Here is a 12,281-nt window from a genome sequence, read left to right as displayed (position 1 = left end):
ACACGACGGTTACACCGCTCCGTACGGTTTCTTCTCAGGTGTGCTCTGCCTCCTGGTCACGTATATCATTTCCCGCCAGGAGACAGGCTCACTCGAGCAGTTATACGGTGAGTCGTATACTCTCACCCTCACGTATACCTGCTGTTCGACGTGTGATGTCCTACTCCTTTTCTCTAAAATAAACCTGGACGGCCACGCAGCTTCGCCAGCGCCTCCATATAGAAATAATCGCCGTATATAATCGGCACATTCAAACCTCGACCTTCGGGATAATGCACGGTGCCCTGCATGATCAGACCTTCTTCCGCTGCCGTCTCACCGGAGCTGTAGTGCTCATGCAGCCCGCGGAGGATACGCTCTGCCGCGGCTGCATATTCCTCGCCGCGCGGCGACAGCTTCGATAGCTCCAACAATCCGCTTGCGGCAATCGCCGAAGCGGACGAGTCCCACGCCACCTGATGCTCGGCAGGTGCGCGGAAATCCCACACCGGCACGATCTCTTCGCCAAGCATGGCGAGGAAGAAATCGGCCGCCCGCTCCGCTGTCTCCAGATAGCGGGCTTCGCCCGTATACCGGAAAGACAGCGCAAACCCGTGCAGCGCCCAGGCGGTACCCCGCGCCCAGGCGGAACCTGGCGCATGGCCCTGCCCGCCATGCTCCTGCAGCTTCTGCCCCGTGAGTGGATCGAACTCCACCACGTGGCAGATGGACCCGTCAGCGCGGACGAACTCGCGCGCCACGGTGTCCGCATGCGCTTCCGCCAGGCTGCGGAAGCGCGGGTCGCCGCTCTGCTCGGATGCCCAGTAGAGCAGCGGCAGGTTCATCATGCTGTCAATGATGGCTACGCCGCGCGTATCCATCGTTGACGAGCTAAAGTTCCAGGCGCGGATGAATTCACCGCGCACGTTAAAGCGGGCAGCGAGCAGATTGGCGGCGAGCATACCTCGCCGCCGTCCATCTGCGCTGCCGGTCTGGCGGTAGTTGGCTACGCCACTAAGCAGCCAGATGAACCCGAGATCGTGATCCACCGATTCGGGATCACGCAGACAACCCTCCAATTGCCGCTCACAGCTTTCGGCAATTCGAGATAACGGAGCTGCAGCTTCATTTTCCGGCGACTCGCCATAGACAAGCCATAACAACCCCGGCCAGAAGCCGGCGGTCCACCATTCAGGATCATTCCGGTCATATGTGCCCTGCGGGGCGGTGTGCGGAAATGTATCCTTGATGCGCTGCGCGTTGCGAATCGTTTTGGCCGCTCCTTGCCGCCATGCTTCCTCCAGCCATTTCACGGATGTTGATGTATTCATAAATATATCCCTCCTCTAATCGATTCCCAACCTAATCGTAAACGTTATACTTCGCCCACCGATTACTTCCATCCGCGCTTCCTTCAGCAATCCGTTGCGGGACGCCACGGGCTGTTCCTTGAGATGAATGGTGGCTCCTTCGTCCAACACGTTGGATTCCACATAAGCACCCCGGTACTCGCTGCGCACAGCCTGGTTGGAATGAGTAATGACAGCTTGCTCGCGACCATCATTGAACATCAATGGAATGAGTGCCCCGACAGCCTCAAGCTCTCCGTCAAATTCATATGTCACGGTCAGCAAATCCGCCTGCTGTAAATAATGGGTGCGGATTGAATTGATCCCGGTTAGCGGGCCAAGCCAAGTTACTGTGAAGGCATTGGCCTGGTCCTGATGCTTTCCGTCATCTCCCTCTGAGGAGACTGAATCATCTCGGACCACTTGATCCACCAATTCAAGCAAAATTGAACCCCCGCCATCGGCAGGATTAATCCCGGCATCACGGTCATAGTCAACACCTGACGGAATGCCCCCGGCTAGACTGTACCAGTTCCCATCTGGTGTCTTCCAGGCTGGACAGTAGCTCAGCGGACCAATCTCCCCTTCAGCAAACTCCGTGAATCCGGATTGCACATGTCCAGCAGCGGAGGGACCGATCAGCCCTGGCAATCCTGCCTGTTGTATCCGCACAAGACCGGGAACCGTGTATGGATCATTCATGGCCGTATGCAGGATCATTTGTTGACCTGGTACAGAGGCAATAATCGTTTCAAACCATCCATCGGCCTTTAACACCCGACTGCCTATCTCGGAAGGAAGGAACATGCCTGTTACTTCGTCACCAGAATTGCTGAGACAGGCATGGGCCAGCGCCGCGGCCGTCCACAGGTTGTAGGCGGTATGATTCGTGTAGATTTCGTACCCGTGACGTGCCTCAGGCTGATACTCGTTACGGACAATTTTCAGACGCCCATCATCCATCTTCCAACGCTCCACCGCTTCAAAACACCGATTGGCCGCTCGGGTGAACGCTCCAGCCATCACCCAGTCTCCAGCCTGTAAGGCCTGTGCTGCATGGGCAGAACATACGTAGGCTGCTGCCGCTTCATTCCATTGATGTTGAGAGCTGCGTCCACGCGGAAGAATCTCTCCGAGGGGCGACAGCGTAAGCAGCGTACTGAACGCACCATGACGTAATTGTTCCTTCAACTCACCAGCGCATGCCCCGCCATATCCCGCTTCAAGCATGACATCCAGATGATAGCGCGTCGCAATATCATAGGAAAATGGACAATTTGGACGGTCCAGCGGCCCATCCTGATATAGTCCAAGCGGCGTAAATCGTGGCAGATGATACAGATTCAGATATCGGTCCATCCAATCCGTACCCTCACTGGCAAGCTGTTCCCTTGATCGCAGATATTCTCCAGAGATCATGATGGCGTTCCAGTTGATCATCCGATTGGGGTTGTTCATTTTGCTCATTGTAAAGACGTAATCTTGTTCAGGCCGAATCTTCTTAAGGGCATCTTCCCACATTTTTGCCTGCTCAGGCATATGCGGCTTCAACAGGATGTATGCTCTCATCATTAACACCGGGAAAAAATCCGGGTGATGATCCGGTGCACATCCCCTCACGACAACATCAATGCTGTGTGACAGGGCCGATGCAGCCGATGTGAGCAGGTCCATATGGCCCGCTTGAACCAAAACCGACGCAGCCATGGCATAGGCTGGTGTGGAGTAATATCGCTCCACCTTCGAGAATGGATCAATAATGGCGCCTTCACTATCCTGATAGGGTGTGTAAGCCCGAACAACACTCTCCACAAGGGACAATTTGCGAGCCTGATTCCAACCATCAGAAGGAGCAGGCCCCGCCTGTTCTGCCAGTGTACGGTAATTTTCGAGTGCATCTCTCCATGGATACGTTGAAGCGGCTGTATACTTACTCACGTATGCTCACCTCCATCTTTCACTTTGGGTCCAATCATGAACTTCAGCTCACACATCGTCTCAAGCAGGTCGGTCTCAACACTTCCTGCACCGGAATTATCCAACTGCGCTCGCCATTCAAGTGATGTCCGATAGAATGTAACTGGCACATTGTCATGATCCACCGTATTAATGATTTCTATATCAGCATGCCATTGGGCTGCATCATACACCATACATACTGTCGCTTGTTCGCCATGCCATTGAATCTGCCCGTCATGTACCTTCTCAGGTATCTTTCCGCTCATAAACCGCTCCGTCACACTTGGCCATTGCAGTTCTCCCGACGAATAAAATGTACCCGATGAAACAGTTCTTTTTTTCCATTGAAATCGATCCATCAGACGTAGTTCTGCCACACTCCCGGCATCATTAGCTGAACCAATCCAATGAAACTGGCGCGTATAACGAGCAAGCGATGCCGCTTCCGGATAAGCAGCTGTCAGATCCAAGTGGGCATCCAGTGTACAGCCATCGTCCGAAACATCCGCCTCAAGGACCTGAGCTTGTGCTTCGCGTCCCGAGCTCTGTTCCTTCCCCTCAATCCGGGGCACGCTGTGCCCAGACGAGCTTATGTGGAACAACTGATCTCTCCCCGGAGCGAAATAGGCTTTTGTATACAGCCCCGCTCCCGGATCACATAGAATGTTTTCGCCACCACAATGGATCATAAATTGCCCGAGATCATTATGGTTATGGGGTTCATCGTTATGCCCGGCCTTAACGGAAAAAGCAACAGCGAGAGGTTCATTCCCGGTAACATCTGCGCTCGAAGAATCAAGTGCCCCCTTCCCAATCATCCAGCCCAAATCATGCAAAATGATCCCTCGTTCTGCCGCAGACCCCGCATCTTGAAGGACCATTGCCGGACTGCTCCACATCACGTTGCGCAGCAGATGAGCCCAACGATGACAGGGATCATCGGTAAACAAAGGAATATGGAATGGCAGATCCACCTGTATACCGAAACGGGATGCCAGAAGTGAAAGCAAACCCGAAGGGATCTCTTGCTTCTCCGCACTATCCGAATAATTCACGAAGGTTCCTCCCGAGAGATGAACCCGCATTGGGAAGGCTGCGATTGCCGCTATTTTCGAACCATTTAGCAGGTCCAACTCACCTTCACTGTATTCGCGCAGCATGTCGGCATAATAGACAAAATAGCCGAATCCATACACCCAGTAACCAATCCCTTCTGCACAGCCGCCATCCATGCCATATCCGCTCAGAAATGCCTGCATGGAGCGAATCGTCTGACCAACCGATTCCGTCAGAATCGCTTCTTCCTCCAGCAGTAATAATCCAGCCATGCCACAACATCCGCTGCACACAGCAGACCAGTTATGCTTTGCATCTTGCCAGTGATAAGTACGTTGTTCCCGATAGAGCGGTGTGAAGATGCGCTGCTCGGCCTCAGCCCTAATCCGCTGGATGATGCGTGTATCGAGTCGATCCGCGTGAATCGTCACAATTTCGGCCAGCATATGTACCGTCTCCGCGGCAAACAGATCAATATTACCGTTGACCTGTTCCACTCCCCCCGAACCCAAATGTGCAGGCAAACACCATGTATACTCACCACATACATCCCACAACATATCTTCCAATGTCTCTATCCATTTCGGCGCATTCGAATCCACAGCAAGCAGCGCCATTGCCGCCAGACGTCCCCTGCGTTCAAAGTACGCATCCTCATACAACTTTCGTTCCCCTGTATCCCCAAACTTCCGGAATAGACCAAATGATAGCGAAGGCAAGCTATCGTTTAGGGCACGTTCACCATAGTTGCTCAGATCTGTGTAAAAAGAAGCAAGCTCCGGTTGCAATAATGCCTTTCCAATGGCATCGATAGAGCAGATTGAGGGTGCTGCTGAGGTAGTCAGAACCTGCTGGCCCCTCTTCTTTTTGTCTTTCACCATCCGATGCACTGCCTGCTGAATGGCTGTAGAATCCGGCATCGAGATGGAGCTGACACTACTTTGGTTGGTGTTTTCCATTGAATTCACCCTAATCTATATGGAATGCAAAACCTTCATTATATGTAACCGATTTCATTTTACCGGATAATGCTGGACATTTGAAGAGTTATCGATCAGATTCAACCAATTTAACCACATAACACCTGTACCAAAATATAAAAAAACGAAGAACCCGCCCGGGTTCCTCGTTGCATACAGCTTTTTAGCACAGAATTGATATATTCAATGTGTCTCTTAACCAATCGCAAGTGGAGAATTCTGTACAACCAACAACCACTGACGTGCGATCAGCTCATGACCCGCTGGGGTTGGATGCACACCATCCCACAGCCAGTAGGCAGCATCCGCCTGTTCGAGAGCATCGTTGAACGTTTGCTGCAAAGGTACCCAGACGGCTCCGAATTCACTGGCGAGCTCACGGACCAGATTTTGATAATGCCCGATACGCTCCTGCCAAGTGTCCCAACGCTCCACTGTAGCTCCCGTTTTAAGAATGAATGGCTCCATTAAAACCAGTCCCGTACGTGGCAGCACTTCCCGCGTTTCCTCCAGCAAATGGCGATATGCACGTCCAAGACGATCCGTCACTCCACTAGGTTCGCCATTCACGGTGCGCCAGGCATCGTTAACACCAATTAGAATGCTGATTAGATCCGGCTTCAGACTAAAGGTATCCTCGTTCCAGCGTGCGTACAGATCGGAAGCACGATCCCCGCTAATTCCTCTGTTATAGAACGTCGGCTGTTTGGCTGCCAGTTCCACACCCAGTTTGCTTGAGATCAGATACGCATAGCCATGCCCGAGAAAATGATTCGGATCATCATTGCGCGATCTTCCCCCGTCTGTAATGGAGTCTCCCTGAAAAAGTATAACGGATGGATGTGTACTCATAATCGAAACCGTTCCTTCCTGTATCTAAAATGAAAACCTCTACCTTCAGTCTTCATTTTATCCCTTTCGGACGCAATAGAAAATAGCGTTTTCAGGACGATACTTTTCAGTTAACGCTCCGCGCTGTACTTCCTACAAAGTCACCCGCAGTTCTCTAAGGTCTGCGAGACGTTTCAGATTTTTAAGATTCCAGGGTTTCAGGATTTCGGGTCCTTCGCAACATATCCTCCTCCCTGATATTCCGTCTCATCCTGCTTATCCGGCGCCCCCTTGCGTTTCGCCTCTTCCCATAGCTCTGCTGCATCATCCATCGGGCGGTACCCAATCTTCTGTTCCAAATATCCAATATCATAATAATTATCCGTATTCGCTGATGTTCCATATAGATTAACATACTTCATGCCCGAATCCGCCTCAATGCAGCACTCGGCAAGCTGGACCATATCTCTCGGAGAGATCCAGATGTGTGCGGAACGTTCAGAGTGTGGATGTGAATCGCCCGAGAAGTTGCCTATTCGAATGTTGAATGACGACAGGTCATATTTGTCCACATAATAACGTCCAAGCAGTTCGATATAACATTTGCTGAGTCCATAGAAACTGTCTGGCCGATAAGGATCATCCACTTCGATATCCTCTCCTGTTGGATAAAACCCTGTCGCATGATTTGAACTCGCAAAAATAACCCGCTGTACACCGTTCAACCGTGCAGCTTCATACACATGATAGGCCCCTGTTACGTTGATTGGCAGAACTCTGCCCAGAAAATCTTCTTCATCCTTGGCCCATGCAATGTGCAGCACCGTCTGCACACCCTGCATCAGCTCTTTCAGTCGTTCTCCGTCGGTCACATCCATCGCTACAATGCCTGATTGAAGATCATCATGAAGATCAGCAGCCACGATGTCATACTTGCCCGTTTCTCTCAGCCCATCCAGCAGACTGCGACCAACGACTCCCGCTGCTCCCGTAATCAATATTCTGTGCTTCGAGTTGCTCATGGATTTAGCTCCCTTCGCTCTATTACGATCCTATAGGACATTATTAACCGTTAGAGCGAAGGATTTACCTGATTCAATAAAGGCCCCGTATATTAACCCATCAAGTACCGCAAAATCATCATCGCAACAATACCGACTAGTACGGTTCCAAGCAAGCTCCGGGTCCAGATTGCCACGGCAATGGTAGGCAGTGCTGCCCATAGGGCTGCATTATGCGTAATCGGCACCATCTGGTTATCTGCCATAAACAGTTCCTGACCAATCAGTGCCGCCATGACCGCTACAGGTACATATTCAAGCCAGCGTAACAGCCACATCGGAATCTGTATTTTACTGAACAGCATAAGCGGCAATACACGCGGGATGAACGTTAACAAAGCCGACCCCATAATAATCCAGAATACATCCCATCTTACTTCCATCGTTCCATCACTACTCCCATCGTTGCCGCAATGACCGCAGCCACAATGACACTCATGCTGCCAAGCGAAGCCATGCTGGCGAAGATTACACAGACAACGGCGATGATCGCCACATTGATGTGTAATTTTTTATTTTTGCGCTGCATTAACTGAAGCACAACCAGACCAATAAACATGGCAGGCAGGGCAAAATCAAGCCCAAGCCGCTCGGGATTGGTTATCCAGCGTCCAAAGTAAGCCCCCGCCATATTCGCCACAAACCAATTCAGATATGCTGTAATGTTCAGACCGTGCATCCAGCGCTCACTGAGCGTTTTCCGGCCAATCGCTCGCGTCATCGCCACGCCAAAAGACTCGTCGGTAAGCAGCGAGCCGATCCACATATTTTTAAGTGGTGTCAGATGACGAAAATATGGTGATACGGCTGCACTCAGCAGCAGATGGCGCAGATTCACAAAAAATATGGTGAAAATGATGGCTGTCGCTGAACCATTTGATGCTAACATGCCAGCAGCAATAAACTGGGCCGATCCAGCGTATAGAATCAGACTGAGCAGAGCCGTTTCTGCCAAACTGAGACCTGCCGTCATTTCAATCACACCCGCTGCAAAACCAATACTTAGATACCCAAGCAGTGTTGGTATACAATCCTTAACTCCTTGCATAAATGTAGCTTTATCCTGTACCTCTTCCGTGCCCGCGGGTTCGGATGTCAGTGGTATTGATTTATCCAAATCCGGTGCATCCCCTCTCCATTTCATTCCGATCTGGCGGAACCAAATTCATTCTTCATTCTGTATGAATGCAACATGCCCATGTACATGCGTGTTCGTTACATTAATTTAGAAATATACCACAAGATGAGATATCCGTGGAGAGACAGATTTCCTTTTACAGAACAGATCTGCTCCGAATCTTCATGAATCGTTGATTAACGAATAACCCCAACGAGAAAAAGACTGCAGGTTACAACCCCACAGTCTCCTTCGAGAAATGCTATTGAACTATAACTTGAATTTCTCAATCATGCTTTGCAGATCTTCAGCCATACGGGACAATGCCGCAGAAGAAGCTGCAACCTCTTCCATTGTAGCGAGCTGCTCCTGTGCAGCAGCCGAACCATCTTCGGTTCCGGAAGCAATTTGATTGGATAACTCAATGGTGCCATTCACTTCCTTGGACACATGGCTCATGCCTCCATCAATCTGACGGGAAGCTGCCGACACTTCTCCAGCTTGAGCAGCAACCAACTGCACGGCACTGCGGATACTTTTGAAGGCTTCTCCCGCCTCCGTGATCATTTGCGTACCTTTAATCATGCCTTCTCCTGTAAGGGCAAAGGTAGACTGTACCGCATTTGTTTTCTCTTGCATCTCACGCATAAGTTCATTAATACGTTCGGCAGCACTGCCCGAATTGTTGGCTAGCGATTTTACTTCATTGGCCACGACAGCAAAGCCTCGACCTTGTTCTCCTGCTCTTGAAGCTTCAATGGATGCGTTCAAGGCAAGGATATTGGTCTGTTTGGCGATGTTGGTAATCTCGGCCACAATCTCAACAATCTCTTCATTTTTCGCTCGAAGATCCTGAATGACAGCAGCCATGGCCTCACTCTCATTATTCACCTTCTGAATATGAGCAACTGCCTCTTCCACCGTAACCATACCCGCTTCGGACTTGGAAGATGCTTCTACAGCTATGCGAGCAGTGTCTTCAGCACTCGATGAGATTTCTTTGACTCCTATAGACATTTCACTGACGAGTTGACCCGTTGCGGCAAGACTGGCGTTTTGTTTATTCGTTCCTGACGCTGCATCCTGCATCAGTTCAGCAACCTGTTCGGTCGCCCTGGATGTCTGCTCAGAACTTGCCATCAGCTCCTCAGAGGATGCCGCCAGCTGGCTCGATGTATCATGCACCTCTCCAAGAACGTTACGTAGCGATGAGGTCATGGTATCGAAGCTTGCCCCGAGTTGTCCAAACTCGTCACGGCGCTGTAAACCTACACGAACTGTCAGATCACCCGCGCTTACTTTGGATGCTGCTTGTGTTAGTTGCAGCAATGGACGGTGAATACTGCGAATAATGAACACAAGCAAAATAATACCAATGATCAACGAGCTCCCTACCAGAGTGTAGGCACGAATCAAGATCGGTCTTACCGCATCTGCTGCTTCAGAAGGAACCATCTCACCGACAATTTTCCAGCCTGTTTCGGGATTCGTATAGAATACAGCTTCCAATTCTTGTCCATCATACGTGTACTTTACAGTTCCTTGTTCTTTTTTATACATCTCATTAATGTAGCTCTCATTGGACTGCGCACCGGATTCGATATTGTAATGGAACAGGAACTTCCCGCCGTTATCCAGCATGTACAGTTTTCCCTTTTCACCAATATGTATCTTATCAACCGATTCTTTCAAATGATTGAGACTTACATTGGCTCCAATTACCCCTTTCCCATCGGCCAATTTGGCAGCTGCGGTGACAACCCATTCACCCGTGGTTACCGACTGGAACGTATCCGAGATAATGGGTTCATCCTGTGACATGCCCATCGTATACCAGCTGCGTTCCCTTGGATCATAAATCTGCTGTCCCGGATCAGGGGATTTCATCCAGCTGCCATCTTCAGCACCTGCTGTTATTACACCCAATTCTTTGTGCGCCTTGGACATACGATCCATTTGTCTCTGAACAGCTGGTGATTTATTGATAATATCCGTTGAAGTAATACCCGCTGCAAACTGTGCTGCGTTATCCTTCTCCATATCCAGCATTTGAGTAATTTGCAGACTGAGCATTTCGGTTTTGGCCTGTGCAGAATGAATGATTTCTTCCCTCACCTGGTCTGCTGCTTTTAAATAAGACAACCATCCCACGCTAATACTCGGCACAATCAGGAACAGGAGCAACGCAGCGATCAGACGTTTCTTAACCGTTAATGTAAACCAATTGCGAATCCTTTTCTTCATTTAAATATCCCCCATCATCATCTTCACCCCTTTTTTATCGGACAAACGTAGTGAAAATATTATGTATGGATACTAAAATGAATCGAAATTACATTATTTTTGTTAGGATAATAGAAAACGATGATCATTCTCCGTTTTGACCCCATCTTCGAGATCGTTTACAATATCTCATAAGCTGGTTATCCATGAAACGACTGGAAGGAGAGGATTCGAATCTTACGCAAGTCACATGTGCAGCAACCTGTTACCAGATTATATTCATCTCTGTTCCGTATTCTGTTAGCCCTCATTCTTTGTGCAGGCCCCATTATGGGACAAGCCAGTTTCACGGCATCTGCAGCACAAGAGGCGCAAACAGTTCATATTGAAGTAAATGGTCAAGAGCAATCGTGGAAAAATTCCCCCCTTATATTCAAAGGAACAACGTATGTTCCATTGCGAGATGTGGTTACCTCTGTAAATGGCACCTTGAAGTGGGAGGCTCGAACCAAAACGGCTACCATTACCGTTGGTCGAGACAAGCTGGTTCACAAGGCTGGCAGTGACTTCATTCAAGTGAATAAGGTTCGCCTGTCCTCCGGTGTGCAATCCCGTACCATTAACGGCACCCTGATGTTACCTGTCCGCGCACTCGCCAATGCACTCAAAGCAGATATTAAAGTACAACGCACAGCGTCAGGACAGATGAGTGTTAATATTGAAACGGACAAAGTAAGCCTATTAAATAGTCAAGTCGCCAGTGTAGACAGCTATTTACGCGAAATTAATTTTCCGGGTATGGCTCTGATTGCTCGCAATGGAAAAGTCCTTCTTCGCCAAGGCTACGGATTGGCGGATGAACAGACGCTGAATCGTCCGGATCAGAAGACCAGAATCGCCTCTCTGAGTAAATCCTTTACCGCAGCCTCCATTCTGAGCTTGATGGAACAAGGGAAGCTGGATGTACAAGATCCGATATCCAAGTACATCTCCGGTATACCGAAGGGAGATCAGATTACGCTTCATATGCTGTTATCCCAGACTTCAGGTCTTCCATCCGCCTTTGGTCGGGGTGAAGGCACCCCATTGGAAGAAACGGTGGAGGAAATTCGGCACAAAACATTGAAATTTGAACCGGGTAGTGCCTATTTGTACAGTAACAGTGGTTATGTTCTGCTGGCCTATGTTATTGAGCAGGTTTCCGGCATGAGTTATGCCGATTATGTACAACAGACCATTCTGAAGCCGCTCGGCATGGAGAACTCCGGAGAAGCTACAAGAAAGGTCCATACGAATAGTGGCTTCGTTGCGGAGAATAAGCAATGGGTGCCCGCTCCTTATTATGTTTCACAATCAGGTTCAGGGACGATCTACTCTACCGTGGACGATTTGCTGAAGTGGGATCGGGCACTGTACACGGACAAAATTCTGAGGCAGGATACGATTGAACAGATGTATGAACCGTATTCGGATAAAAACTATGGTTATGCCTGGATCCTCAAGGAAAACGATCAGAATCAGAATCGCACCGTCTTCCATAACGGCAGCGGCGGTGGTTTTTCCACAGCCTTCTCACGTAATTTAACAGATGATGTTACGATTATTCTGCTCGGTAATCATGCAGGTATGGATATGACTTCGCTTATGGATGAAGTCGAGGCTAAGACAGCTAAGGCACTGAATTTGAAATAATTTTGCAATAATTTATTCAATATAGCAGAAGGGA

General features: G+C 49.6%; 9 protein-coding genes. 1 reads left to right on the top strand and 8 read right to left on the bottom strand.

Annotated elements, in window-relative coordinates; genetic code table 11:
• Positions 1-173: 173 nt before the first annotated feature.
• From MHB49_RS02160 to MHB49_RS02125, 8 genes are all read right to left on the bottom strand, one after another.
• A complete protein-coding gene (locus tag MHB49_RS02160) occupies positions 174-1,310 on the bottom strand; it encodes a glycoside hydrolase family 88 protein (RefSeq protein WP_405154845.1) in 1,137 nt (378 codons plus the stop codon).
• A gap of 15 nt (positions 1,311-1,325) precedes the next feature.
• On the bottom strand, positions 1,326-3,266 hold the full coding sequence (locus MHB49_RS02155) for a glycosyl hydrolase (protein ID WP_405154844.1): 1,941 nt from the start codon (positions 3,264-3,266) through the stop codon (positions 1,326-1,328).
• Entirely contained in the window at positions 3,263-5,311 is a 2,049-nt protein-coding gene (locus tag MHB49_RS02150; RefSeq protein WP_405154843.1) for a hypothetical protein, read from the bottom strand. The genes MHB49_RS02155 and MHB49_RS02150 overlap by 4 nt, the downstream gene beginning before the upstream one ends.
• A gap of 207 nt (positions 5,312-5,518) precedes the next feature.
• On the bottom strand, positions 5,519-6,175 hold the full coding sequence (locus tag MHB49_RS02145) for an SGNH/GDSL hydrolase family protein (RefSeq protein WP_405154842.1): 657 nt from the start codon (positions 6,173-6,175) through the stop codon (positions 5,519-5,521).
• Between the two features lie 197 nt (positions 6,176-6,372).
• Complete coding sequence (locus MHB49_RS02140) at positions 6,373-7,176, bottom strand: NAD(P)-dependent oxidoreductase (RefSeq protein WP_247900369.1); 804 nt, start codon at positions 7,174-7,176, stop codon at positions 6,373-6,375.
• Positions 7,177-7,268: 92 nt separating this feature from the next.
• Positions 7,269-7,598, bottom strand: a complete 330-nt coding sequence (locus MHB49_RS02135; RefSeq protein WP_405154841.1) for an AzlD domain-containing protein — start codon at positions 7,596-7,598, stop codon at positions 7,269-7,271.
• Complete coding sequence (locus tag MHB49_RS02130; protein ID WP_053780112.1) at positions 7,589-8,263, bottom strand: AzlC family ABC transporter permease; 675 nt, start codon at positions 8,261-8,263, stop codon at positions 7,589-7,591. Before MHB49_RS02130 ends, MHB49_RS02135 begins: the two co-directional genes overlap by 10 nt.
• Before the next feature lie 339 nt (positions 8,264-8,602).
• On the bottom strand, positions 8,603-10,576 hold the full coding sequence (locus tag MHB49_RS02125; protein ID WP_247900368.1) for a methyl-accepting chemotaxis protein: 1,974 nt from the start codon (positions 10,574-10,576) through the stop codon (positions 8,603-8,605).
• Between the two features lie 309 nt (positions 10,577-10,885).
• Here MHB49_RS02125 and MHB49_RS02120 point away from each other — a divergent pair, with 309 nt between their 5' ends.
• A complete protein-coding gene (locus MHB49_RS02120; RefSeq protein ID WP_405154840.1) occupies positions 10,886-12,247 on the top strand; it encodes a serine hydrolase in 1,362 nt (453 codons plus the stop codon).
• Positions 12,248-12,281 lie beyond the last annotated feature (34 nt).

The organism is Paenibacillus sp. FSL K6-0108 (genome assembly GCF_045040695.1).
GTDB lineage: Bacteria > Bacillota > Bacilli > Paenibacillales > Paenibacillaceae > Paenibacillus > Paenibacillus pabuli_B.
This window is presented reverse-complemented; position numbering and strand designations above follow the sequence as displayed.

What these genes read in the sequence shown, in the direction of transcription:
- MHB49_RS02125 (WP_247900368.1), bottom strand. Translation starts at nt 10,576, where the DNA reads ATGAAGAAAAGGATTCGCAATTGGTTTACATTAACGGTTAAGAAACGT.
- MHB49_RS02160 (WP_405154845.1), bottom strand. Translation starts at nt 1,310, where the DNA reads ATGAATACATCAACATCCGTGAAATGGCTGGAGGAAGCATGGCGGCAA.
- MHB49_RS02135 (WP_405154841.1), bottom strand. Translation starts at nt 7,598, where the DNA reads ATGGAAGTAAGATGGGATGTATTCTGGATTATTATGGGGTCGGCTTTG.
- MHB49_RS02130 (WP_053780112.1), bottom strand. Translation starts at nt 8,263, where the DNA reads ATGCAAGGAGTTAAGGATTGTATACCAACACTGCTTGGGTATCTAAGT.
- MHB49_RS02120 (WP_405154840.1), top strand. Translation starts at nt 10,886, where the DNA reads ATGGGACAAGCCAGTTTCACGGCATCTGCAGCACAAGAGGCGCAAACA.
- MHB49_RS02145 (WP_405154842.1), bottom strand. Translation starts at nt 6,175, where the DNA reads ATGAGTACACATCCATCCGTTATACTTTTTCAGGGAGACTCCATTACA.
- MHB49_RS02140 (WP_247900369.1), bottom strand. Translation starts at nt 7,176, where the DNA reads ATGAGCAACTCGAAGCACAGAATATTGATTACGGGAGCAGCGGGAGTC.